This is a genomic window from Aestuariirhabdus haliotis (assembly GCF_023509475.1).
GTDB lineage: Bacteria > Pseudomonadota > Gammaproteobacteria > Pseudomonadales > Aestuariirhabdaceae > Aestuariirhabdus > Aestuariirhabdus haliotis.
In genome coordinates, this window is record NZ_JAKSDZ010000019.1 from 22,264 (window position 1) to 45,762 (window position 23,499).

24 protein-coding genes are annotated in these 23,499 nt (G+C 53.6%); 17 read left to right on the forward strand and 7 right to left on the reverse strand.

The annotated features are described in order from the left end of the window. Positions 1-3 precede the first annotated feature (3 nt). The 8 genes from MIB40_RS11895 (at position 4) to MIB40_RS11930 (ending at position 7,445) form a co-directional block, all read left to right on the forward strand. Positions 4-204: a twin-arginine translocation pathway signal gene (locus MIB40_RS11895; protein WP_249694418.1), complete on the forward strand. Its 201-nt coding sequence runs from the start codon at positions 4-6 to the stop codon at positions 202-204. 47 nt (positions 205-251) lie between these two features. Beyond that, positions 252-3,116, forward strand: a complete 2,865-nt coding sequence (locus tag MIB40_RS11900) for a formate dehydrogenase subunit alpha (protein ID WP_249694420.1) — start codon at positions 252-254, stop codon at positions 3,114-3,116. A 29-nt stretch (positions 3,117-3,145) separates the two neighbouring features. Further along, complete coding sequence (gene fdh3B, locus MIB40_RS11905) at positions 3,146-3,742, forward strand: formate dehydrogenase FDH3 subunit beta (RefSeq protein WP_249694422.1); 597 nt, start codon at positions 3,146-3,148, stop codon at positions 3,740-3,742. A gap of 38 nt (positions 3,743-3,780) precedes the next feature. Further along, positions 3,781-4,764, forward strand: coding sequence for a formate dehydrogenase subunit gamma (locus MIB40_RS11910; protein ID WP_249694424.1), 984 nt, complete (start codon positions 3,781-3,783; stop codon positions 4,762-4,764). Between the two features lie 128 nt (positions 4,765-4,892). Beyond that, the gene (locus MIB40_RS11915; RefSeq protein ID WP_249694434.1) at positions 4,893-5,354 is read left to right on the forward strand and encodes an SRPBCC family protein; all 462 of its coding nucleotides are present in this window, start codon (positions 4,893-4,895) and stop codon (positions 5,352-5,354) included. Between the two features lie 106 nt (positions 5,355-5,460). Beyond that, positions 5,461-5,955 carry an OsmC family protein gene (locus MIB40_RS11920; protein WP_249694435.1) on the forward strand — a complete coding sequence of 165 codons (495 nt, stop codon included), beginning with the start codon at positions 5,461-5,463 and terminating at the stop codon, positions 5,953-5,955. A 152-nt stretch (positions 5,956-6,107) separates the two neighbouring features. Continuing rightward, complete coding sequence (locus MIB40_RS11925) at positions 6,108-6,515, forward strand: hypothetical protein (RefSeq protein ID WP_249694437.1); 408 nt, start codon at positions 6,108-6,110, stop codon at positions 6,513-6,515. A 72-nt stretch (positions 6,516-6,587) separates the two neighbouring features. After that, on the forward strand, positions 6,588-7,445 hold the full coding sequence (locus tag MIB40_RS11930) for a DMT family transporter (protein ID WP_249694439.1): 858 nt from the start codon (positions 6,588-6,590) through the stop codon (positions 7,443-7,445). A 62-nt stretch (positions 7,446-7,507) separates the two neighbouring features. On the opposite strand, the gene MIB40_RS11935 is transcribed toward MIB40_RS11930, so the two are convergent. Both MIB40_RS11935 and MIB40_RS11940 read right to left on the reverse strand, forming a co-directional pair. After that, positions 7,508-8,149 carry a uracil-DNA glycosylase gene (locus MIB40_RS11935; RefSeq protein ID WP_249694441.1) on the reverse strand — a complete coding sequence of 214 codons (642 nt, stop codon included), beginning with the start codon at positions 8,147-8,149 and terminating at the stop codon, positions 7,508-7,510. A gap of 5 nt (positions 8,150-8,154) precedes the next feature. Next, on the reverse strand, positions 8,155-8,694 hold the full coding sequence (locus tag MIB40_RS11940; RefSeq protein WP_249694443.1) for a hypothetical protein: 540 nt from the start codon (positions 8,692-8,694) through the stop codon (positions 8,155-8,157). A 682-nt stretch (positions 8,695-9,376) separates the two neighbouring features. Here MIB40_RS11940 and MIB40_RS11945 point away from each other — a divergent pair. From MIB40_RS11945 to MIB40_RS11975, 7 genes are all read left to right on the forward strand, one after another. Continuing rightward, complete coding sequence (locus tag MIB40_RS11945) at positions 9,377-10,066, forward strand: DUF1287 domain-containing protein (protein WP_249694445.1); 690 nt, start codon at positions 9,377-9,379, stop codon at positions 10,064-10,066. A gap of 511 nt (positions 10,067-10,577) precedes the next feature. Further along, positions 10,578-10,823, forward strand: a complete 246-nt coding sequence (locus MIB40_RS11950) for a DUF2164 domain-containing protein (protein ID WP_249694447.1) — start codon at positions 10,578-10,580, stop codon at positions 10,821-10,823. A gap of 130 nt (positions 10,824-10,953) precedes the next feature. Next, a complete protein-coding gene (locus MIB40_RS11955; RefSeq protein WP_249694449.1) occupies positions 10,954-11,265 on the forward strand; it encodes a cupin domain-containing protein in 312 nt (103 codons plus the stop codon). 269 nt (positions 11,266-11,534) lie between these two features. Continuing rightward, positions 11,535-11,912 carry a hypothetical protein gene (locus tag MIB40_RS11960; RefSeq protein WP_249694451.1) on the forward strand — a complete coding sequence of 126 codons (378 nt, stop codon included), beginning with the start codon at positions 11,535-11,537 and terminating at the stop codon, positions 11,910-11,912. A 165-nt stretch (positions 11,913-12,077) separates the two neighbouring features. Next, the gene (locus MIB40_RS11965; RefSeq protein WP_249694452.1) at positions 12,078-12,749 is read left to right on the forward strand and encodes a cyclase family protein; all 672 of its coding nucleotides are present in this window, start codon (positions 12,078-12,080) and stop codon (positions 12,747-12,749) included. A gap of 16 nt (positions 12,750-12,765) precedes the next feature. Continuing rightward, positions 12,766-13,095, forward strand: coding sequence for a hypothetical protein (locus MIB40_RS11970; RefSeq protein WP_249694454.1), 330 nt, complete (start codon positions 12,766-12,768; stop codon positions 13,093-13,095). A 107-nt stretch (positions 13,096-13,202) separates the two neighbouring features. Continuing rightward, positions 13,203-13,589: a hypothetical protein gene (locus tag MIB40_RS11975; RefSeq protein ID WP_249694456.1), complete on the forward strand. Its 387-nt coding sequence runs from the start codon at positions 13,203-13,205 to the stop codon at positions 13,587-13,589. Between the two features lie 87 nt (positions 13,590-13,676). On the opposite strand, the gene MIB40_RS11980 is transcribed toward MIB40_RS11975, so the two are convergent. After that, positions 13,677-16,022 carry a fatty acid cis/trans isomerase gene (locus tag MIB40_RS11980; protein WP_249694458.1) on the reverse strand — a complete coding sequence of 782 codons (2,346 nt, stop codon included), beginning with the start codon at positions 16,020-16,022 and terminating at the stop codon, positions 13,677-13,679. Between the two features lie 36 nt (positions 16,023-16,058). Further along, positions 16,059-16,454 (reverse strand): phnA protein, encoded by a 396-nt coding sequence (locus tag MIB40_RS11985; protein ID WP_249694460.1) that lies wholly within the window; start codon positions 16,452-16,454, stop codon positions 16,059-16,061. A 246-nt stretch (positions 16,455-16,700) separates the two neighbouring features. On the opposite strand from MIB40_RS11985, the gene MIB40_RS11990 reads away from it, so the two are divergent. Continuing rightward, a complete protein-coding gene (locus tag MIB40_RS11990; RefSeq protein WP_249694470.1) occupies positions 16,701-17,675 on the forward strand; it encodes a YheT family hydrolase in 975 nt (324 codons plus the stop codon). 51 nt (positions 17,676-17,726) lie between these two features. On the opposite strand, the gene MIB40_RS11995 is transcribed toward MIB40_RS11990, so the two are convergent. Next, a complete protein-coding gene (locus tag MIB40_RS11995; protein ID WP_249694471.1) occupies positions 17,727-18,938 on the reverse strand; it encodes a CaiB/BaiF CoA transferase family protein in 1,212 nt (403 codons plus the stop codon). 161 nt (positions 18,939-19,099) lie between these two features. Between MIB40_RS11995 and MIB40_RS12000 the strand changes: the two genes are divergently transcribed. Then, on the forward strand, positions 19,100-20,233 hold the full coding sequence (locus MIB40_RS12000; protein WP_249694480.1) for a VanZ family protein: 1,134 nt from the start codon (positions 19,100-19,102) through the stop codon (positions 20,231-20,233). Here the strand turns inward: MIB40_RS12000 and MIB40_RS12005 are convergent. Both MIB40_RS12005 and MIB40_RS12010 read right to left on the reverse strand, forming a co-directional pair. Then, on the reverse strand, positions 20,230-21,267 hold the full coding sequence (locus MIB40_RS12005; RefSeq protein WP_249694482.1) for an ACP S-malonyltransferase: 1,038 nt from the start codon (positions 21,265-21,267) through the stop codon (positions 20,230-20,232). The genes MIB40_RS12000 and MIB40_RS12005 overlap by 4 nt on opposite strands. Next, positions 21,268-23,499 carry a thiamine pyrophosphate-dependent enzyme gene (locus MIB40_RS12010; protein ID WP_249694484.1) on the reverse strand — a complete coding sequence of 744 codons (2,232 nt, stop codon included), beginning with the start codon at positions 23,497-23,499 and terminating at the stop codon, positions 21,268-21,270.

Sequence of the window (23,499 nt, forward strand, 5' to 3'; positions counted from 1 at the left end):
ACAATGAGTAAGAAATCGCTGAGCAAGGAGCAATTGCAGAGACGTGAGTTTCTGACCGGAGTTGCTGTCACCGCGAGTGCTGCAGCCGTGGTCGGTGCCGCAGGCTCTGTCCAGGCCGCTGAAGAGCCGCTCGAAGAAAAACAGTCAGGGCGTTACCGCAAGTCGGATCACGTCAAGGCCTATTACGATACCGCCCGCATCTAGGCGACGTTTCAGGTTCTGATACCGGATTAACACGAGGCAACATAACAATGAAATTGACCAAAGTAAGCCCCGAAAGCGAACAGGCCAAGACCAGCGGTATCAGCCGCCGCTCGTTTCTTAGCGCCAGCGGCGTAGCGGCCGGAGGCCTGGCCGCCAGTCAACTGCTGACCCCGGGCATGATGCAAAAAGCCCAGGCCGCGAGCAAAAGCACCAAACCCGTCGATACCAAACGCACCATCTGTACGCACTGTTCGGTGGGCTGCGGTATCTATGCCGAAGTTCAGGAAGGTGTCTGGACCGGGCAGGAACCTGCCTTTGACCACCCCTTTAACCGCGGCGGCCATTGCGCCAAAGGGGCCGCAGTGCGAGAGCACGGTCATGGTGAACGCCGCCTGAAGTACCCGATGAAACTGGTTGGCGGCAAGTGGCAAAAAGTCTCCTGGGATGACGCAATCAACGAGATCGGCGACAAGATGCTGAAGATCCGCGAAGAAAGCGGACCCGATTCGGTGTACTGGCTGGGATCGGCCAAATACAGCAACGAGCAAGCCTACCTGTTCCGTAAATTTGCCGCCCTCTGGGGTACCAACAACGTGGATCACCAGGCGCGTATCTGTCACTCCACCACCGTTGCCGGGGTTGCCAATACCTGGGGCTACGGTGCGATGACCAACTCGTTTAATGATATGCACAACTCCAAGGCGATGATCCTGATCGGGTCCAACCCCGCCGAGGCGCACCCGGTCGCCATGCAACATATTTTGCACGCCAAGGAGCGCAACAAGGCGAAACTGATTGTGGTGGATCCTCGCTTTACCCGCACCGCGGCGAAATCCACTGAATTCGTTCGCATTCGCCCCGGCTCTGATGTCGCTTATGTGTTCGGTTTGCTGTGGCATATTTTTGAAAATGGCTGGGAAGACAAATCCTTTATCGAACAGCGCGTTTACGGCATGGACGAAGTGCGCGAAGAGGTGAAGAAATTCCCACCGGCGGAAGTCGAGAATATCTGCGGCGTCAGCGAAGAACAGATGCGCCGGGTTGCTCGTACCCTGGCGGAGCATAAACCCGGTACGATCGTCTGGTGCATGGGCGGTACCCAGCATACGACCGGTAATAACAATACCCGCGCGTACTGCATACTGCAGCTGGCTCTGGGTAACATGGGGGTTTCCGGTGGCGGTGCCAATATCTTCCGTGGCCACGATAATGTGCAGGGCGCGACCGATTTCTGTGTCCTGTCCCATTCACTACCGGGCTACTACGGACTCTCCGCCGGTGCCTGGAAGCACTGGAGCAAGGTCTGGGATCTGGATTACGAGTGGGTCAAGGGCCGCTTCGATAACCGCAAGGCGTTCGAAGGTACCACCGAAAAGCCCAAGTTCCCCATGAACGCCGCTGGCATTCCGGTCTCCCGCTGGGTAGACGGCGTGCTGGAAGACAAGGGCAATATGGCCCAGAACGACAATCTGCGCGCCATGGTGTTCTGGGGCCACGCCCCCAACAGCCAGACCCGGGGACTGGACCAGAAAAAGGCCATGGAAAAGCTGGATATGATGGTGATCATCGATCCTTACCCGACCACCAGTGCCGTATTGCCCGACCGCCAGGATGGTGTTTACCTGCTGCCGGCCACCACCCAGTTTGAAACCTACGGTTCGGTAACGGCGTCCAACCGCTCGTTGCAGTGGCGTGACAAAGTGATCGATCCGCTGTTCGAATCCCAGCCCGACCACACCATTATGTACAAGTTTGCCAAGAAATTTGGCTACGAAAACGAGCTGTGCAAGAACATCAAGGTCAACGGCGAAGAACCCCTGGTGGAAGATATCACCCGGGAATTTAACAAGGGCATGTGGACCATCGGTTATACCGGCCAAAGTCCGGAGCGTATGAAAGCGCACCAGAAAAACTGGCACACCTTTGATTTCACCAGTCTCAAGGCCGAAGGTGGCCCCGCCGATGGTGATTTCTACGGTATGCCCTGGCCTTGCTGGGGAACCGCCGAGCAGAAACACCCTGGCACGCCCTTGCTGTATGACAACAGCAAACCGGTGGCCGAAGGTGGCCTGACCTTCCGCGCTCGCTTTGGTGTCGAACGCGATGGCGTCAGCTTGCTGGCCAAGGGCTCTTACAACAAGGGGTCCGAGATCACCGACGGTCATCCCGAGTTCTCCGCCAAGTTGCTCAAACAACTCGGCTGGTGGGGTGACTTGACCTCCGCAGAACAGCAGGCAGCCGAAGGTAAAAACTGGAAGACCGACCTGTCCGGCGGTATTCAGCGGGTAGCGATCAAGCACGGTTGTGCGCCCTTTGGTAATGCCAAGGCGCGGGCGGTGGTCTGGACCTTCCCGGATAAGGTGCCGCTGCACCGTGAGCCTCTGTACACATCGCGCCGGGACCTGGTGGAGAAATACCCTACCTACGCCGACCGCAAGTCCCACTACCGTCTGCCGACGCTGTATCAATCCATCCAGGCCAAGGATTTCTCCAAGGAGTTCCCGGTCATTCTGACCTCGGGTCGGCTGGTGGAGTACGAGGGCGGTGGTGATGAATCCCGATCCAACCCCTGGCTGGCCGAATTGCAGCAGGAGATGTTTGCCGAGATTCATCCGGCCGATGCCAACGATGCCGGCATTCGTGATGGCCAGGATATGTGGGTAGAAACCCCTGAGGGTGCCCGCGTTAAGGTGAAAGCCCTGATTACCCGAAGGGTCGAGCGGGGTGTCGCCTTTATGCCGTTCCACTTCGGTGGTGTCCTGGAAGGCAAGGATCTGCGCAATAAATATCCGGAAGGCGCCGACCCATACATTCTTGGGGAATCGGCCAACACCGCAATGACTTACGGCTACGACTCGGTCACCCAGATGCAAGAGTCTAAAGCAAGTCTTTGTCGAATTCTGCCGGCATAAGTCGCCGCACAGCACAGGAAATATTGATCATGGCTAGAATGAAATTTTTGTGTGATTCGGAGCGGTGCATTGAATGCAATGGTTGCGTTACTGCCTGCAAAAACACTAACGAAGTCCCCTGGGGCATCAACCGTCGTCGCGTGGTTACAATCAATGATGGCGAACCTGATGAATCCTCAATTTCTGTCTCCTGTATGCACTGTACCGATGCGCCCTGTATTGCGGTGTGTCCGGTTGATTGCATCTACGAGGCCCAGGACGGCATCGTCCTACACAGCAAGGACCAGTGCATTGGCTGCGGTTATTGCCTGATGGCCTGTCCGTTCGGTGCGCCACAGTTCCCGATGGAAAATGCCTTCGGCGTACGCGGAAAAATGGACAAGTGCACCTTCTGCGCCGGCGGCCCGGAAGACGACAACTCCCTTGTTGAATGGGAAAAATACGGTGCCAATCGCATCGCCGAAGGTAAGTTGCCGGCCTGCGCCGAAATGTGTGCAACCAAAGCCTTGCTCGCCGGTGATGCCAACGAGGTATCCGACATCTTCCGTGAGCGGGTAACCTATCGTGGTTCCAACGCGGGTGCCTGGGGACAATCCATGGCTTACGGTCGTAAAAACAAGAGTTAGCGGCACAGCTGTTAATTCCTATTACGGGAAAGATGCTTATGAAACCATCAACACAAGCAACCGGCCCCAAGCTTCAGCGTCGCCTGCGTGGCATGAATCTGGCGCTGGTCTGTTGTGCACTGATGCTGTTACTGGCACCCATGGTTCCTTACACCCTGGCGGCGGTCAATCCTGACTCCGCTACGGCGTTCTGGGATCATGTGCGTCATGGCACCACGGGCAGAACTCAGGTTGCAGGCACCGAAAGTGGCCAGCTCATCAACGAGTCCGGCATGTTCTGGATGGAGTTTCGCAATCAATGGATCTCTCCGGGTGGTGCCTGGGCACTGGGGTTAAGCCTGGCGTTACTGGTGGCAGTTTATCTGCTGATTGGCCCTACCCGACTGAGTGAGCCTCGCACGGGAAAAACGGTGGAACGCTGGAACCGTGCCGACCGCACCATTCATTGGTTTGTGGCCATTCTATTCTTACTTCTGGGTATCACCGGGATCACCATTCTCTATGGCAAAACTGTGCTGATTCCCATCCTGGGGAAAGATGCCTTCGCGGCCTATATGGGACTTGGCAAGGACCTGCATAACTACCTGGGCCCGCTGTTTAGCATTGGTCTGCTGGTGATGATCCTGAAGTGGATGAAAAACAATTTCTTCACCGCTACGGATATGAAATGGTTTGCCAAAGGCGGCGGCGTGATCGGCAAGGAGCATCCCGATGCCGACTATATGAACGGCGGCGAGAAGGTCTGGTTTTGGGTGGTGGTTATTTTGGGGCTGGTGGTGACTGGCAGCGGTCTGGTGATGGACTTCCCCAACTTCGGCCAAATTCGGGAAACCATGCAAAACGCCAATCTGATCCATGCCGGTTCCGCCATGCTGCTGTTCAGTGCTTCGTTGTTCCATATCTATATCGGAACACTGGGTACAGAAGGCGCACTGGAAGGCATGAAAACCGGTGAGGTTGACGAAACCTGGGCCAAACAACACCACAATCTCTGGTATGAGCGAGTGAAGCAAGAGGGCTAGTGACAGACCTCTATTGAAAGGCATCTTCGGATGCCTTTTTTTATGCTCGAAGATAGATGCCTGCCCTCGACAAGGGGTACCATTGAGCATCCATCGTTTGGTTTTCTTTTCTAAGTAGGAGCCCTGCCGTGCCAACCATCGAAGCGACCATTGAAACCCAAAGCTCACCCCGGGAGATGTATGAGTATATTTCACAACCCTGGTTATGGCATGAATGGCACCCTAACTCTATCGGCGCTACCGCCAACGTGGAGACATTATCGATTGGCGACACCTACACCGAAGCCTTCGAAATAAAACCCTTCCCCTTGCTGCCATTTACTCTGCGACGCAAGCTGCATTACCGGGTTATCGATGCCAAACCCTACCACTACTGGGAAGTGAAAGCAGAGGCGGAAAACGGCAGTGCAGACATTCATTTTAAATACTATTTTGATGCTATGGACAACGGCGGTAAATTCACTCGGGTACTGAAGTATCAGTTGCACGGTCCGATGCGCTTGCTAGCCCCTCTGTTAAAACGAACCAACACACGGGTTTCGCAACAGGCGATGGAAAACCTGCAACACAAATGGAATACCAAGCTATAAACAGCCGACAATAGGCGGCCTGTCAAACCTCTGTAATCATCCCCATTGCAAAATGATGAGGCTCTTAACCCAGCCTCTCTTCCTAACCAGCCACCAAGGATCCCCCATGTCAGACTATGTTGCCAAAGTGATTTGGAAACGCGACCAGACTGAGAACTACATCGACAACCAGTACAGCCGTGGCCACCGATGGGAGTTTGATGGCGGTGTCACCGTTCCCGCCTCCTCCTCTCCCCATGTGGTTCCGCTGCCTTATTCCGTCGAGGCCAATGTCGATCCGGAGGAAGCCTTCGTGGCCTGCCTGTCCAGTTGCCATATGCTGTTCTTCCTGTCCATCGCCGCCAAACGCCGCTTTGTCATCGACCAGTACGAAGACAATGCCATCGGCACCATGGCAAAGGACGCTGAAGGCAACATCGCCATGACCCGAGTCCTGCTAAGACCCAAAGTCCGTTTTTCCGGTCAGCGCCAGCCCAGTGAAGAGCAGCTGCAAACCATGCACCATCAATCCCATCAACAATGCTTTATTGCCAACTCGGTAAAAACCGAGGTGGTGACTGAAATTATCGTCGATGACGCCCTGAACAATAAAAAGGTATAAACGTAAGAACGCGATAGTACCCATCCGATGAAAAACCGGGCTATTAGAACCGATTCTAATAACACCCGTTTTGCCCTTCAGAGGCGCTTCAGGCGGCCGAATAAGCTTGTTAGCCAATCCTGTATTCGAGGGTAAATCATGAGCAATACACCATGAGATCTCATGGCAAATTAGCGCTGGAATGGCAGGGCGAACTGCTAATTGTCAGACCTCAGGGCCCCTTCAACGAAGAGGGAGTCGCCAAGGCACGGCGGCACTTGATTCAGTCAATCAAAAACAGCCAACACAATTACTGGCTACGCCTGGAAATTTGGGACGAGGAAAGCCTGGGGTCTCCAAGGGTTATGGCCCAGGTCAACGAACTGTTCCAATGGTGCCAGGATCATGGCTGCCAGAGCACCGCTGTCGTGGTCTGTAACCGAATACAGGCCGGCATTATTGAGAGTCAGTTTATCGATGATATCGCTGTTTTTGACGATACCGAACATGCACTCGACTGGCTGGAGAAAATTGCCGGACACCGCTTCGGCTTATCCGCGCTAGACCTTCAACCGGATTAATAAGGCAGTCGTGCTGACGGAGTGTTACTATCGGCGAAAATTAATTCCTCCCCCCATTTAGCTGGACGTTACGTGCCTCTATCCCGCTCTACGGTCGCCCTTACGGCTCTCGCTATGATCGCTTTTGCCGGTAATTCATTGCTGTGCCGAATGGCGCTGGAGCACACCGGGATCGACGCTGCCAGCTTTACCAGTATTCGCCTGCTGTCCGGCGCAATCGCTTTATTACTGCTGGTCGTATGGCGTCGACAACCGCTCCTTGCGGTCACCCAGGGCAATTGGCTATCGGCAATGGCTCTGTTTGCCTACGCCGCCGGTTTTTCCTTTGCTTACCTCAGCCTGTCAACTGCGACCGGCGCCCTGCTGCTGTTTGGTGCCGTGCAGATCACCATGATCGGTGTTGGTCTGATGCGAGGTGAGCGCCTTGCCTCGACGCAGTGGCTTGGTCTGATCATGGCCATCTCAGGGCTGATTGGATTGCTACTGCCCGGTCTGGAAGCCCCCTCTTTGACGGCCGCACTCTTAATGCTGGGATCCGGTATTGCCTGGGGGATCTATTCATTGCAGGGCCAGGGTCTGGGTGATCCGACTCAAACAAGTTGCGGTAACTTTATTCGCAGCCTGCCCATCGCGCTGGGTCTGAGCCTGCTGACCCTGAGCCATGCACAGCTCGATCTGGCCGGTGTTGGCTATGCCATCGCCTCTGGCGCACTGGCCTCTGGCGTCGGCTATGCCATCTGGTATCGTGTATTACCGGCGCTCCAGGCAACTCAGGCGGCTACCGTCCAACTAAGCGTGCCGGTTATCGCCGCCATCGGCGGTGCGCTGTTGCTGGATGAAACGATCAGCCTGCGGCTGGTTCTGGCATCGACCATTATTCTTGGCGGTATTGCTCTGGTGATCCTGAGTAAGGGTAACTCACAGAACTAGGGCACCTCTGATTAATTCAGATGAGCCCTAAGCTGTCGGGCCAGACAGTTTATGAGCAATTATCAGGTTTTAAGAAAGCGCGCCATACCGGCCACAAAGTCTGCCTTGCCGCCGTACGATGGGTGGCGAATATAACGCACTCTTCGTTCTTGATCTCCTTCTTGGCCTTCTGACTGAAGGGCCACCAGGGCACGTTCGGCAGCACGACCAATTGCAGCTACCCGACAGGGGCGATAAATGGCCATCAGCGCCTGTAGATACTCACCGCCCTCTTTTACCTCATCGGCACTGGGTGCGCGATTGCTGCCGGGCAGATTGCTACGGTGGGGATGAAAAGGAAAGGCATTCCAGAACAAGGGCAAGTGCCGGCGCCGCTCCAGGGTTTGCCAGACCAGACTCGCGCTGACCTCAGCGTCCCGTTCCACAATGGTCAGTTTGGGTGCCAGCTGGCGAAGAAAGCGATGACGGCCGGTCAACAGCAATTCACCACTGCTGAAGGGAATTCCGGTCAGCCGTCCACCTTTATAGCCCAGCGCTTCACCGACCAGCAAGGCTGGTTTTGGCCCCATGACCGCCGTCATCGCGTGCAGGTAAGTTCGTAAATTATTCGCCAGCAAAGGATCCCGGTAAGGATTAAAGACCCTGTCGCTATGGGGCCGAGCCTGTAATTGTGCAATAAAACCATCTATCAATTTGCTGTTCACATCGGTCACACGCGGGGCTCGCTATTATCCTCGGGAGAGTCCGGATTGGTGGTCGGTGATGGGTCGTCGGGAACGCTAGACCCAGAACCTTTAAGCAACTGTTCCCGAGCGACGTCATCGGTGGCCTGTTGCCAGGCGTCGAGAAATGTTTGCAGATTGGTCACTCGTGTAATCACCTGATTTCCCAGTGCGATGGCATAGGTCGATTGACCCCGTTCGGGCTGGTATTTTAACCCCAGCAATGTCTCCCTGCGCAACACAAAACGCGGGCAAACGCCCAACACCAATGAACGCACCCCCTCGCTGAGTCGCCATAAACAGAGCAGGAACATGGCGGCCAATGCCAACATCGTCAGCAGGCTTTTTATCGCTCCCAACTCTTGCCAGGGAATGCCACCAAACAAGCCTTCAACGACGACTACACCGAGCGCGGTTCCCCAGAGTGTGGTCAGCACCACATCATACAAACCGACGGCGCGATGCGCTCGAAGATGAAACAGCTGGCGTTCCGGCTCGTAACGAATATCGTTTGAATTTTGCGTCAAATCGAGTTCCTGTGTGTGACCGAGAAACGATAAAAAGTGACTACAGCTAGCATTAAAGTCACAAAAAGAACAAGCAAGCCAAAACCAGAATTAACTCTTCCTCCGGCTTATGCGCTCAGACCTAAGTATTCAGGCTAGATTCTTAAAAATCCAGCTTATCCAGTGCGTGACCGACCGGTCACAGACCAACGTCTAATAGAGTCTCTGGCTTAAAACGCAGACACTTCTTGCTCGATATTACGACGGGGCAGATTTTTCAGCTTCGGGATTTTATTGGGCACTTTCGGTCGTTTGCCATGCGCGAACGGCTGCAACGAATCATGTGCTTGCACATGGTCGCTATCCGTTAAGCTGACAGAGTTTCCGCTCCTGTGCATTTAACGGATAGCGAGTAGATCACAGACGTCTCGATCGCCGATGTGAATCTACTGTATCTCCGCATTGCCCCTGGCGCCTACCAGCACCAGGGGTTTTTTTTTTGCCTACAGGGATGTAGGTAGATCGCGAGAGCCAGGGATGGCGGTAGCGATCGCAGGGATGTAAGGCCGATGGTCGTGCTTCTGCGCAATCGGCACTCTCGATGTCCCTGTCGGTCGTAGATGGCGAGAGAGATCGAAAGATCAACGCAGCTTCAGCTTGTTCTCTGTTGATGTTTTTTCCGTGAGGCTAATAAGATGACTGCTTGTCGGGACGCCCCCCGACAGGTGCCTTAAGAAACCTCCAAGCACTGGCAATATTGCACAACAATCCGGGGATCAATATCATCATACAGTCTATGCATAGATTCATTGTCACTACAGCCTTCCTTATCGCTAACAACTGCTTGGGCAGCACTTTTGAGCAAGATCTTGTTGCGGCAGCGATTGACCGAACCAAACATACGATAACCTATGACGGATCCTATTTATCCATCCCATACCCTGGTGGAGATGTCCCCAATAATATCGGTGTATGTACCGATGTAATTATTCGCAGTTATCGATCGCTGGGAACCGATTTACAGGTCTTAGTCCATGAAGATATGGCCAAGGAGTTTGAGGCCTATCCTTCGAAGCGGATTTGGGGTCTAAGCAAGCCAGACAAGAACATCGATCATCGTCGCGTTCCAAATTTGCAGGCATTCTTGACTCGCCACGGCTCTGTGCTTCCTGTAACGAACCAAGCCAGAGATTATGCACCTGGAAATATCGTCACCTGGCTATTGCCTGGAAACCTTCCGCATATCGGCATTGTTACCAATAATGTTTCTGAAACAACCGGAAATCCGCTTATCGTTCACAATATTGGGGCAGGACCCAGCCTTGACGATATGTTGTTTTCTTACAAAATAACCGGGCATTATCGATACGTGCCAAACAAGTATAACGATTGAAGCAATCGTGACATCATAAGGTCCCTCTCCTTATTCAGACAATCGCCGAATGAATATAAGAGATTGAAGATTCGCCATTACAAAACTTCTGATTTAGAAGCTGTACTTGCTTCGTGAAAAATGGCGAACCCGCTTGCATACCCATTTATGACCGATGCTTTTATAGTCCAGGAGAGAATCAATATAGTGGAAGTCTACCTGACAAACACTGATGCTTGGGCAGTAGAACTGGATGGCAAATTTTAAGGCTTTATTGCATTAATGGGTAACGAAGTAGGTGCCATTTTCCTTCAGCCTAACTGGCATGGCCAAGGCGCAGGAAAGCATTTATAGATAAAGCTCAAAAGCTGCACGGAGATCTTGACATCGAAGTATTTAAAGAAACGCTATTGGACGAATTTTATGTTCAATAGGGTTTTGGGTCACTTGAAGAAAAACTGCATTAACCCATGAGTCAGAAGACACTCCGTTTAAAATTCACAGCTAGCCCGTAGCACTACAAAGGATAACCATGAGTGATATCAAGTTCACCCAAGAGGAAACAGACCGGATAGTTGCCAAGGTAAAATCCTATTTTTCTGAAGAGCTGGAGCAGGAAATTGGCGGCTTTGAAGCTGAATTTTTGATCGATTTTTTCGCTAAGGAAATTGGTCCCTTTTTCTACAACCGCGGCCTTTTGGATGCTCATACCCTGTTTATACAGAAATCGGAAGAACTGGGTTATCAGATAGAAGAGCTGGAGCAGCCTACCCGTTAAGTCATAGTTAAGCCATAGTTAAGCCATAGTTAAGGAATAGAATCTTTCGCACATTCTAGCCACCCCCTATCGCGGCCCGAATACCTTATACTGCCCGCTAAGTTACCCACCTGACTGTTGAGAACCCTGAATGGAAATCACCAAAAGCAAGCACTTTACAGCCGACCGCGCCTGGGGTGCCAAGACCATTGCCACTATGAACGGCATCACAACACGCTTGCATTGGACCGATACCCCTTATCAATGGCACATCAACGACGGTGAGGAGGTGTTTGTCGTGCTGGACGGTAGTGTCAAGATGCTCTACCGACAGAACGGGCAGGAACAGGCCGAAATACTGGAGGCCGGTGATATCTTTTTTGCCTCCATAGGTACCGAGCATGTGGCCCACCCTATTGGTGAAGCCCGAATACTGGTGGTTGAAAAAGCGGGTAGCGTCTAAAAGCGGTCCCGGTAAAGCATTTGTGTAGCGCTATATCATCCTGTTAGCCACGATCAGTAGACAGTATAAAGTCCGGCACCATGGTGGTAATCGCTGGCACGCAGCCTTACTTAAGGCAAGGGATGAAACCAACGAAGGCTAGCATTCCTGCCGTAAAAAGATTCTGTCGAAAGCTATCCAGTGGCCTTGTTGATAGTATCTATAATAAAGACTGGCTCAGCCGTGCTGACTAACTGGCTACCGAACACAGCTCAGTTTCAGGAGTTATAATGAAACCGCATGGTGACTACAGAATAACGCTCGCTGGCGACATCCTTCATGTATTTCCAGCTGGAGGGTTCAATGCGCAAGGCATAATAGAACTTCATAAAGCGATCACTTTAGTCGCACCTAAAAATAATCCCTGGGCACTTTTTGAACACCCTTACAACAATGCCGGCTTAACCCCTGACGCTATAATCGCAATCATTCACTCCTATCAAAACCTGGAAGCATCTGGCTGTATCGCTGTTGCTTTAGAACTTTCTTCCACTTGGCAACGTGTCTTTCAACAATCGGTCATAGATAAAATCCGCATTCCCGTCTATCTTGACAGCGACCCTGAAAACCTTGAGACCCGACTAAGACAAACGCTCGATGGCAATTGAAGTACAAACGTTCATCGGCGTAATGTATTCGTTTTAACCTCTTTTCTTATTACTGAACTTCTTCCGCTCATAAGACCACCTCCTACCAGGACAGGCGACATATTGATTGGGCTTCATAAGAATATGGAACTACTCTCTTTAGGGTATCTTTTTTAGGCACAACCAATGAACTCATATCACATCATCGATGTTTCCCAATGGATGGATGACTTTATTTTCCCGGGCAATCCTGCTTTTTCATTAACGGGGCCGTTTAATCGAGTTTCCGGGTCCAATCCTGAATTTGTTTATGACTTTACTTCCTGTTCGCAAAGCGGAACACATATACAGGGGCCTCATTATTTTCTGGAGTCAGGCGCGAAGATTGATGCCTTTCCTATCGATACCTTTGAAGGTAACGCTATCGTTGTCGACCTGAACAAGCGCGGAGTGGATACCACTGCTGTAGATTTTCGTGATTTATTGCAAGGTAGCGATACTTCGGCAAGTATCCTTATTATGCGCACAGGCAATATGGATGAGATTATTCGCACAGGAAGGGTGGATGATTCGAACTGCCCAGGAATTTCACTCGACGCTGCCCGCTACCTCGTCGAAGAATGTCAGTTCAAGATGCTCGCCATCGACTCCATCGGGTTTGAATCCCGGGTGACCAAAAACTATGAGGTCAACGTATACCTTTGCTCTCAAGGGATTCTTCTGCTCGAAGGCCTCGTCAACCTGGCTGCCATTTCGCACCAGAATGTGTTTCTGGAGGCGTTTCCGCTAAAACTGAGAGGCGTCGAAGGTACCCCTTGCAGGGCTATTGTCAAAGAAATGATTGAAAACCCATCATAAAACGCGGGTATTCCCTATGCCAATTGCACATTGTTTTATTCCCCAGAATCTAACACCCGGTGACGACGACATCGTTCAACTTTGGGCCAAGGAATCGGGTCAATCATCGGCGCACATGACGATCAACGTTATACATCGAAGCCAGCAACTGGGGCATCCTTATCCCGTGATGGTCACTCTGCTGTTGCCCTCCCTATGGTCTTCAGACGCCATCTCTTCATTGCAACGGGGCTTGGCAAAGGCTCTGTCACAGCACTACGGGTTATCCATAGACGACATCCATATTGTGACCCAGATTGTCGCATCAGGAATGGTGGTCGAGTCGGGTCAGGAACAGCACTGGTAGCGATTGAACCGTTACCAAGCCTGTTACGATGACGGGTAAAAACCCTTTAGCGTCACTCTAACTATACTCTGTTTATGCAAAGCTTCGTTCGGGTGACAACAACCACCATGAATCATCTACAAACAGCTTATGTTCTGGGCCTTTTCCTGCTTTTCAGCACGCCACTCTACGCCCAAACCTGCGCCAATAGCAGCGACTGCGAACCGGGAGAAGCTTGCGTTGCCGATACCGAAAATCAAACTACTATCGAAGAGTGTTCTCTCTTCTTTTTTTGCGAGACTTTCACCATGACACCGTTGGTGTGCCAGGAATCAGCGCAACCGGCACCCGAGCCAGACAGGAATGAGATCGTCATCGCCTGCATTAATGATATTGCGGTTGTCAGAGGGTTGTGCAGCCTGCTTCGTTACTACCTTGAGCCGGATACCGTTGCTCAACTCTGGCAGGAGTTAGCCGACACCTGGGTATACGGCCGCCGAACTATTGAGCAATAAAACAAGCCGTAAAAACAGCACGCTTAAACGGCAAAAATAGAGGACGATAGCAACCGGGCTATCGTCCTCTTTCACTTTCTTTCCTCGCTACCGATTCTCCAATCGGCTGTAATCGATCACCCCACCCTCAACGGGATAGAGTTCACGATAAGCGCGCTGGTAGGGATCAGTCAATGACCAGAAGTTGGCTTCCGTACGACGCACACCGTAACGGTCAAGCAACAACTCATAATCCTGCTCGGATTGCATCGACGATAGCTGCTGGACAAAGTCGTTCAACTGGGTGCGATCAACCTGATAAAAGGCGTTGGGATAACTGCCAATAAATCCGGGGATCACATCCAGGGTGTCCTCATCGGGCTTGCGCTTACCCATCTCATTAAACATGGAGGTGATATTCAGGTGGGCATTGTTTCGCACCAGCGTCAGGAATTGAGGTTCTGCCTGCGAGGTTATTTTCAGATAGAGAGTCTGGGGCAACAGGGTTACCGGTCCGCCCTGTAAGTGACTGAGCGGTTGCAGCGCATTACGAATGGCCGCGTCCTCGATCGATTCCAGACGATGACGCTGGGGCAAGACCGCCGAGAGCCGCTCACTCAGCAATGCATAGAGTTCGCTTTTTTGATTATCGGTCTGGTAGTCGATATCCGGGTTCCAGTCCTGCTCAAAGTTAGGCAGGGTCATATACTTTATGACCTCGTCTTCCGCACCGCGATACCAGTAATTGCGTTCTCTATTGCGCGCCTCTTTCGGTAACAGCATAAGGAAGTTGGCCTCCCCTTCCATACGCAAAAAGTCCATATAGAGCCGGGTCAACAACTGGTGACCGGTATTGCCATACACGTCATAACCGGTCACCAGCAGGTAATGGATACGCTCCAACAGCTCGTAGCCAATTACCCAGGCGGTTTTGGGTTCCTGTCCAAGCAAGCCTTTTTCCACCGTGGCACTGTCGTTATGACGGTAGACCGTCAGGGCGGCATTGTCGTTGCCGCCATTACCGTTCCAGATCAGATCCAGCCCCAGACTTCTGCCGTTCATCTGCTGCGACAAGAACAGATCTTTTTCGGACAGCAACGCCTTTTGCTGGCGCGAATACCGCAACCAATGGGTCATGGGTGAATAGATATTGTTGCTTGCGGCGGGCATATCCATCCGTTGGCTTCGATTGGCCAGCATGGTTACGGCAGTTTCGTAATCGGGCACATCGGGGTCGACAAAAAACACCCAAAAATGATCATTAATCACATTAAGCGCTACCTGCCCTCGGCACACCGGGCCTTTAATAAACCCATTGATGGTAAAACGCGCTTCATCCAGCATAAATTTGTAACGCGCCCGAACCGGTAAGTCCTTGAAGGTCAGGAACGGGTTGGAAGCCTCGGCATCCTCATAGCCGGGTAGTGTGTTAACACTATAAGGCTCATCAAAAAACAGAGACTGCCAACGGGCCATGCGAGACTGATCGAGTCGATAGGGCATATGGGTTTTGGCGACGACGGTTTCGGTATGCTCCACCAGACGGTAGTAAACCCGTTGCACCCCGGGGTCACCATAGGGGCGCCGGGTGGCAATACGGTCAACCGGTTGACCCGGAGGCGTTTTGGATCGGACCAGCTGGAAGAACACCCGGTTGTTCAATTCAGGAAAATAGAGGTGGGCCAGAAACAGATGTTCGTAAATATAACGGGAGACCAGTTGCGCCTTGCGCGAATCCGCATTAAGGAAAGCTTCCCAATGCTGCACTCTGGCGATCAGTTTTTCGTCCAATGCTGCACGAGGCGTGTGCATGGCGCCCTGCTCCAGCCAGCGTAATAAAATATTTTGCTCATGGGCCGGCAATGCGGGTAAGGCATAGGGCATGCCCCACAATGGGTGATCGTCGGCAAAGCGGCTAAATTGCCCTGCTGTGGTACAGGACTGTTTGCGATCGAGTGACAGGTCAAAGGTCTCTGGCAGCAGTTTTTGTTGTGGCAACGGGTGTTGTTGTTTGAGCTGCAAGATGCGATACATCACGCTGGCATCGCGATTGGCCTGCGGACTGTTTTCATATTCGTTTAATACCGGGAAAAAGCCTTTTTGCCGCCATTCAGCGGTGCTCTGGGCATCTTCGTTCAGGCGAGACATGGGGGCCGCCTTAAGGCGCAAGGAGTTGTAAACTTTACTGCTGGAAGCGCCGCGATCGATGCCCTCGGTAGAGGTAAGCTTGAGCTGGCAAGGGGCATCGTAACAGGCATGGCAGACCACGCAGCGTTGCTCCAGCACCGGTTTTACTTCACTCCAGTAATCGATCTGGTCAGGCGGCAATTCAACCAGGGTACGCTCACGGGGCTCCGAAACGCCGTACCGCTGTTCCAGAGTCATGGCGCCAAAACCGGCACAACCGCTGATCACGACAATCAATCCAAATACAATTCCACGATTCACTTTCATAGAGATCCCAATAATAATTCGCAGCCAGGGTATGACTCAGGGGTTATCAATCCATTGTTCTATGTCAGGCTCGAGAAAAAGCGGATCGAGCACTTCCTGGGCCCAGTCGTGTTGTGTCGCCAACCCTCGAGCCATGCGCACCGCCACGACTTGCACCACGGGTTCCGTGCTCCACACCGCACGCCCCAGACAGCGCCAGTGGTCGGGTTGCACGCGCTTTGGGTGAGTTAACTGTTCGTGGCAGGTATCGCACAGCAGGAGGCAACGCTCAAATTCTGGCTCAACAGGTACCGGGGAGACCTCAAAGGTTTGCAGTTTCACGCCGGATGCTTCGCAGAGTTCGCAGCAGGAGCGTGCCCGGCGCGCCAGGTCTTTACCCAATAACGACAGGGCTTGCTCACGAGCACGGTGTTGATCCAGTCCTTTGGCCATGGTGCGTGTCCTTGTCTTGATAACGAATGGGTTGTCATGGTGGTTGAAAGGGAACGGGTGTTCAGGCTTCAACCAGGAAGATTGCGTCAGATTATACCGGCTCAGCATATAAAAAACTGCACCTTCAATCACTGCCAGAGATTCCTGATGATCGCCCTCATTGATGTTGTTTGCTGCCTCTTGTGCTTGGCTCAGGGCCGCACTAGAGTAATTGCATAACCCCGAGGACACACAGGCAAGGATCCTATGCAGCTCAGCCCTTTTGCTCCCTCATGGCCGTTCACCAGTGGTCATGTGCAATCCCTGATGGCCAGTATGCCGCTGCGTCGACCGCTGGAAAAATGGCGGGCTAGAGAGTTGCTGGAGCGTAGCCAGGAGATGATTTTTAACTGTGGCGATGGCGTGCGCCTGCATGGTGAGTACAGTCCACAAACCAGAGCATCGGGCAAACTGGTGGTATTGATTCATGGCTGGGAGGGCTGCAGCGAATCCCTGTACCTGTTATCCGCTGCGGGTCATCTTTATGACCAGGGTTTTGACGTATTACGTCTGCATTTGCGCGACCACGGCCCCAGCCATCACCTGAATCGAGAGCTGTTTAACTCTTCCCGAGACGCCGAAGTGGCCGGTGCCATGCACGACATCCAACGCTGCCTGAAGCCGGAACAACTGATGTTGGCAGGGTTCTCGCTAGGGGGGAATTTCGCCTTGCGGGTAGCCTTGCGTGCTCCCGAATACGATATTGCGCTGCATAAGGTGGTGGCAATCTGCCCCGTACTCTACCCACCGGCAACCATGGATTCGCTGGAAGATGGCTGGTCGTTGTACCACGATTACTTTGTCAAAAAATGGAAACGCTCGTTAAAAACCAAACTGGATCATTTCCCCGAATTGGGTTACGAGGATATCCTGTTAAAAATGCGGTCCTTGCGTGAAATGACCGAATATTTTGTGCTAAACCATACCGACTTTGACGATACCGGGCGCTACCTGGAAAGCTATTCGATCATCGGCCAGCGCATGACCAGACTACAGGTCCCCGCCCTGCTGATCGCCGCCGAAGACGATCCGGTCATTCTGGCCGACAATCTGGAGCAATTGGCTGAATCACCGCATCTTAATGTCAAACTGCTTCCCCACGGCGGTCATTGCGGCTTTATCAAGAACTGGTCACTGCGCAGTTGGGCGAACGATGCCCTGACCGAATATTTTATCGATTAGCCAATCCATGGTATTCGAATTAAAAGCACTCATGACAGGCAAAACCGCCCGCTAGATCACACCCGCAGCTTTCAATGAAGCCAGGGCTTCCCCGTCGACGCCAAGAAGCTCACCCAGCACCTGCTGGTTGTGACTGCCCAGTTCGGGGCCCGGCCACTGGGTTTGCCCCGGCGTCGATGCCAGTTTGGGTACCAGGGCGGGAATCTCCAGCGGCTTGCCGTTAATCTCGACTCGCTCAAACATTTCCCGCGCCCGGTATTGAGGATCCTTCATCATATCTTCAACATTGTAAATCGGCCCCGAAGGCACTCGAGCCTGTTCCAAAATAGCCAGCACTTCGGAGCTGCTGTGATTGCCGGTCCATTGCGCTAGCAGTTCATCAATCTCCTGCTCGTGGCGCACCCGCCCGGCATTATCGGCTAACCTGGGATCCTCGGCGAGATCCTGGCGGTCGACCGCGGCCATCAGGCGAGCAAAAATCGAATCTCCATTACCACCGATCACGACGTATTTATCGTCCCTGCAACGATAGGTATTGGTCGGCACGATGCCGGTGACGGTGGTGCCGGAAGGCTCTCGTACCACACCGGCTCCGCTAAATTCGGGAATCACACCTTCCATCATATTGAACATGGCTTCATAGAGCGCGACGTCGACCACCTGGCCGGCACCTCCGGGCTGTTGTCGTTGCAACAGCGCCAGCACAATACCAAAGGCGGCATGCAGGCCTGCCAGTGAATCCCCCAGGCTTAAATTCGGCCGCACCGGCGCCTGATCGGGAAACCCGTTAACGTGTCGAAAACCGCTAAAACCTTCGCAAACCGAAGCAAAACCGGGCTTTCTGGCCATGGGACCATCCTGCCCATAGCCGGAAATACGGGTATAGATCAGTTCAGGGTGTTGTTGTTTGAATGCCTCGGGTCCCAGTGCCCAGTTTTCCATGGTGCCCGGGCGGAAGTTTTCGATCAGCACATCGGATTTGAGAATCAGCTCGCGAACCAGTTCACGTCCCCGCACACTCTTTAGGTCGAGTGTGATGCACTTCTTGTTACGAGCCAGACTTCGCCACCAAAGCGATGTACCCTCATCCAATACTCGCCACTTGCGCAGGGGATCGCCTTGGCCGGGAGGTTCGACTTTGATCACCTCGGCGCCAAAATAGCCCAGTAACGTAGCGGCAAACGGGCCCGCCAGTAATTGGCCCAGTTCCAGTACGCGGACACCGGCCAGGGGTTTGGGGTTTTGTGACTTCGATTCACTCATGCTGATTCCTCCTGATGGGTCTCAGCATAACAAAGGGACTGTCGAATGGCCCTATGGAAAGACCCAAGTAGAGAGACGAATTAAGCTCACAAAAGTATTATTGTGATGACATCAGCGCTTCAGTTATGCTGCAGCTTACTCCCCGGTAAAGGAACCACCTCTTGAAGGGTATTTTTTATCTCAGCGCCGTATTGATCACCTATGGATCGCTTTACCCCTTCAATTTTACCGGCCTGGAGGACCACCAGCTGTGGCACGAGCTGATGCGAGGCTGGAACGGTCGCAGCCACATTGGCGATATCCTGGGCAATATCATCCTCTTTATCCCCTACGGCTACTTCGGCATGTTCAGCTTTCGCCGCCACACCATTGCCAAAGTGCTGGTGAGTGGCATCCTTCTGGCGCTGGTGCTGCAAATGTTTCAGGTTTACCTGCCCAGCCGCGACGCCAATATTCGCGATGTCTGGTGGAATTTGCTCGGTACCGGGGTGGGTGTGGTGGGCGCCCTGATCCCCTTCTTGCGCGCCGACCGGCTACTGGCCCGTCACCAGCAACTGGAAGTTTTCCCCCTGATCGTTGCTGCAAGCTGGCTCGGGTATCGACTGATGCCCTTTGTACCCTCGATTGACTGGCAACAGATCAAAAACAGCCTCAAACCCCTGCTGTTAAATCCACAGCTGAGTGTTACCAATGTGTTCCACGATACGGTTGCCTGGCTGGTAATCGCCTTGATCTGGCAAACTCTGAAGCCTCCCCGCTGGCCTAACCGGTTGCTCTGGCTGGCAGTGCCGGTGTTGTTTGCCCTGGAGGTGCTGATCATCTACAACAGCCTCAGCCTGTCCAATGTTGTCGGCGTAATGCTGGCAGCGGCAATCTGGCTGTGCTGGATGCAACATTACCCGGACCGTACCCGTTGGGTGTTCCTGCTACTGGTCGCGATGTTGGCGATCAATGCCCTGGCCCCCTTCGAGCTGCGCAGCTCTGCGACAGAATTCCACTGGATTCCGTTCTATGGCTTCCTCGGGGGGGCCATGATGTTGAATACCGCGGTAATCTTCGAGAAGTTTTTCCTGTTCGGTGCTGCCCTCTGGTTGCTGTTGCAGCTTGGAGTCAGGTTACCGGTGGCCACGGTTATCATGGTGGTGATCACCTTCGCGATTGAGATGGCGCAACTGGTATTTGACCATCACCTGGCGGAAGTGACCGACCCCATACTGGTGGTCCTGATCGGGATGTTGTGTCACACCTTGCAGCAATTGCGATCACAACAACTGAACGCGACAGCCACCGGTTAAGCGAGCACTCGCTTACGCTGTTCCTCATAGCCCATCGATAGAATAAAAGGGTCCTGGTGCTGTCGAGCGATAAAGTCGGCCTTACTCGCCATGCCTTCCCAGCCCAATTGCACCAGCTGTTGAGCCACACTTCCCCCGAGTGTGGTGCCCGGGCCGGTGATGATCAAACGGTCCGGGGCAAACTCTTTCACCGCCACTTCGATGGCCCGGGAAAAATCATAGGGGGCGACCACTTGATGCCCCAGAGTGTAGTTGTACAACGCCCCGACTTCGGTGCTGTAGGGTTGCCAGATGGCACCACGGCCATCGACCAGCGGCACTGCCGGTGTACCGATCAAGTCGGGCGACAGCTGCTGACGGGCTTGTTCCGATACGCTCTTTAACAGCGGCGTATGGAAAGCGGCATGGTTGTAGAGCCGCATGGGAAAGCGATCCTGCAGAGGAGGCAAACGCTGCTCCAGCAACTTCAAGGCCGACTCGTTGCCACCTAACACACAGTAACCTCCCAGCTTGATCGACAAATAGAGTTCACAACCCGGCTCGGCATTAATGCTGGCGATGGCCTCATCGAGCCGCTGGCAGAGCTGGGTATCGATCTGCCACTGCTCATCCACCAGCGGGTAAAGTATCTGGCCACCAATCACGCCATCGACCATCATCGAACCCATGGTATTGATCAGCTCGATCGCCGGCGCTGGCGCCAGGGCACCGGCGCAGGCCATGGCAATGTACCAGCCCATCGAATTGCCGGTAACGGCAACCACCTCGTAGCGTTCAGGGTCGATCGACAGGTAATCGGCATAGGCACAGGCATAAATCAGCGCCGAGGCATTCTCACCACCACTGTGCTGTTTGAGTGAGTAGCGCGGCATGGCATCCAGCTCGGCAACCGGCGTTTGCCCGACCGAGTCCCGGTACTGGTCAATGCCTTCGATCAGTTCGGATTTATCCTGGTGCCATCGTTTCAGATAACCCAGCTCTTCCTTGTTGTAGGTGCCACGCCCGGGACAAACAACAACGACGCGTTGCTTCATTCAGCTAACCTCCCTGTTCACTGTATTGCATTCCACCAGCGCCAGTGCCGCTTCGACGATGCCCTCGGCACTGGGCAAGCCAGAGGTAGCGGCTGCCGCCAGGGGGATAAAGCAATCGTTGCCGGTCAGGCGGGAACAGCGGGGGGGATGTTCGAGTTGTTCGTGCACCAGAGTGACCAGTGCCTCGCTGATCGACCCGGTCTCACGGCATTCGTCAACGATCAGCAGATTGTCGCAGGGCGCAATCACTTCGGCCAGGGCCTCGGCATTCAGGGGCGCCAACCAGCGCAGGTCGATGATCCGCAGATCGACACCGCGGTCGCGTAATTGTTTTTCCGCTTGCCGAGACAAGTAATAGCCATTGCCGTAAGTCAGGATGCAGAGCTGGGTGCCATCGCCCTCGACAGCAAATTCACCTACGGCGATCTCGGCAGAGTCCTCGTCGGGGATATAGGCATGGCTCCACAAGCCATCCCCCTCGACATGCAAGTCACGGGTCATATAAAGGGCAATGGGCTCGATAAACACCACGACCCGCTGCTGTTCGGCGGCAAACGCCACCGCGCTGCGCATCATCGCCATGGCATCCTTTCCGTTCGAGGGGCAAGCGATCACTAACCCGGGAATATCCCGAAAAACGGCGAGAGAGTTATCGTTGTGGAAATGACCACCAAAGCCCTTCTGGTAGCCCAGACCGGCGATACGAATCACCATGGGATTGCTGTACTGGCCATTGGAGAAAAACGGCAATGTGGCCGCTTCACCACGAATCTGGTCCTCGGCGTTGTGCACATAGGCCAGGAACTGAATCTCAGGGATGGGCAGAAAACCATTGTGAGCCATACCAATGGCGAGCCCGAGGATACTCTGCTCATCGAGCAAGGTATTAATCACCCGGGAGGGACCAAACTTTTGCAACAGACCGCTGGTGACATGGTAAACCCCTCCTTTGGCGCCCACATCTTCGCCGCAAATCACGATATTGTCGCGCTGGGCCATCAGTTCGGCCAATGTCCAGTTGATCAGCTTTCCCATAGGTTGGGGTTTGGCCATCATGGTTGCATCACGGCGAAACAATTCGCTACGACGCTGATCGGTTATCCCGGCAGCCCTGGGACCGGATGGACGCCTGGGCGCCAGAGACGCAATCACCTGCTCCGGAGTGGTTAATTTGGGGCGTTTGATAGCACGCTCGCCAACCTGCTCGATCCGCGCCTTAAGCCCTTCATAGATGTCCAGTAACTGATCGGAGCGCAGTATGCCCTCTTCGACCAGGCGACCGGCGCTGTAGAGCAAAGGGTCCTGGGCTTCGTTGTCCTCAATCTCGCGACGACTGCGGTAGGCGATCTCCGCATCGGAGCCGGCGTGCCCCATCAGGCGCACGGTGCGCATATGCAGAAACACCGGTTCCCGACGATGTCTGGCTATCTGCGCCGCCTCGGACGCGACCTGATAGGTATCGAGCAGATCCAAACCATCGCAATAGCGATAATGCAATCCGGCACGCTGGCCAAAGTTTGCCTGTATCCAACCGCTCGGAGTTGGAGTCGAGATACCGATGCCATTATCCTCACAGAGCAACACCAGCGGCAATGGCGATCCCTGATAGGCCGCCCAGGCGGCGGCGTTGATCGCCCCTTGTGCCGTGGAGTGATTGGCCGAGGCATCACCAAAGTTACAGATCACCAGGCTGTCTGAGGGCATCACTGCACCTTCACCCAGCCTTGAACTTAAGGGGATGCTAAACGCAGCACCTACCGCTTTGGGCAGGTGAGACGCGATCGTACTGGTCTGGGGCGGTATAAACAGCGACTTGCTGCCCAGCACCTTATGACGCCCCCCGGAGATAGGGTCGTCGCTGGAGGCCGCAAAAGAAAGCAGCATGTCATAGAGCGGGGTCTGGCCAGGAATCTGCTTGCTGCGCTCGATCATAAAGGCACCGCTACGATAATGCAGAAACGCCATATCGGTGCTTCTCAGGGCCTTCGCGACCGCCGCATTGCCCTCGTGCCCGGAACTACCGATGGTGTAAAAACTCTCCCCCCGTGACTGCAACACCCGCGAATGCAGATCGAGTAAGCGGCTCATCAACTGGCTTTCGAACAGATCCACGAGATCTTCCCGCGTCAGTGCCGTTTGCGCCAATCTGAGCGACGAAGATGGCTCGGGAAACTCGCCCCGGCTCAGGGCCTGTTTAAAATTGTCCTCGACCACTATGGCTCGATTTTGCAT

Bases quoted from the DNA above. Each gene is read 5' to 3' on its own strand.
- MIB40_RS11895 (WP_249694418.1), top strand. From the start codon at position 4: ATGAGTAAGAAATCGCTGAGCAAGGAGCAATTGCAGAGACGTGAGTTT.
- MIB40_RS11900 (WP_249694420.1), top strand. From the start codon at position 252: ATGAAATTGACCAAAGTAAGCCCCGAAAGCGAACAGGCCAAGACCAGC.
- fdh3B (WP_249694422.1), top strand. From the start codon at position 3,146: ATGGCTAGAATGAAATTTTTGTGTGATTCGGAGCGGTGCATTGAATGC.
- MIB40_RS11910 (WP_249694424.1), top strand. From the start codon at position 3,781: ATGAAACCATCAACACAAGCAACCGGCCCCAAGCTTCAGCGTCGCCTG.
- MIB40_RS11920 (WP_249694435.1), top strand. From the start codon at position 5,461: ATGTCAGACTATGTTGCCAAAGTGATTTGGAAACGCGACCAGACTGAG.
- MIB40_RS11925 (WP_249694437.1), top strand. From the start codon at position 6,108: ATGAGATCTCATGGCAAATTAGCGCTGGAATGGCAGGGCGAACTGCTA.
- MIB40_RS11950 (WP_249694447.1), top strand. From the start codon at position 10,578: ATGAGTGATATCAAGTTCACCCAAGAGGAAACAGACCGGATAGTTGCC.
- MIB40_RS11955 (WP_249694449.1), top strand. From the start codon at position 10,954: ATGGAAATCACCAAAAGCAAGCACTTTACAGCCGACCGCGCCTGGGGT.
- MIB40_RS11960 (WP_249694451.1), top strand. From the start codon at position 11,535: ATGAAACCGCATGGTGACTACAGAATAACGCTCGCTGGCGACATCCTT.
- MIB40_RS11965 (WP_249694452.1), top strand. From the start codon at position 12,078: ATGAACTCATATCACATCATCGATGTTTCCCAATGGATGGATGACTTT.
- MIB40_RS11970 (WP_249694454.1), top strand. From the start codon at position 12,766: ATGCCAATTGCACATTGTTTTATTCCCCAGAATCTAACACCCGGTGAC.
- MIB40_RS11975 (WP_249694456.1), top strand. From the start codon at position 13,203: ATGAATCATCTACAAACAGCTTATGTTCTGGGCCTTTTCCTGCTTTTC.
- MIB40_RS11980 (WP_249694458.1), bottom strand. From the start codon at position 16,022: ATGAAAGTGAATCGTGGAATTGTATTTGGATTGATTGTCGTGATCAGC.
- MIB40_RS11985 (WP_249694460.1), bottom strand. From the start codon at position 16,454: ATGGCCAAAGGACTGGATCAACACCGTGCTCGTGAGCAAGCCCTGTCG.
- MIB40_RS11990 (WP_249694470.1), top strand. From the start codon at position 16,701: ATGCAGCTCAGCCCTTTTGCTCCCTCATGGCCGTTCACCAGTGGTCAT.
- MIB40_RS11995 (WP_249694471.1), bottom strand. From the start codon at position 18,938: ATGAGTGAATCGAAGTCACAAAACCCCAAACCCCTGGCCGGTGTCCGC.
- MIB40_RS12005 (WP_249694482.1), bottom strand. From the start codon at position 21,267: ATGAAGCAACGCGTCGTTGTTGTTTGTCCCGGGCGTGGCACCTACAAC.
- MIB40_RS12010 (WP_249694484.1), bottom strand. From the start codon at position 23,499: ATGCAAAATCGAGCCATAGTGGTCGAGGACAATTTTAAACAGGCCCTG.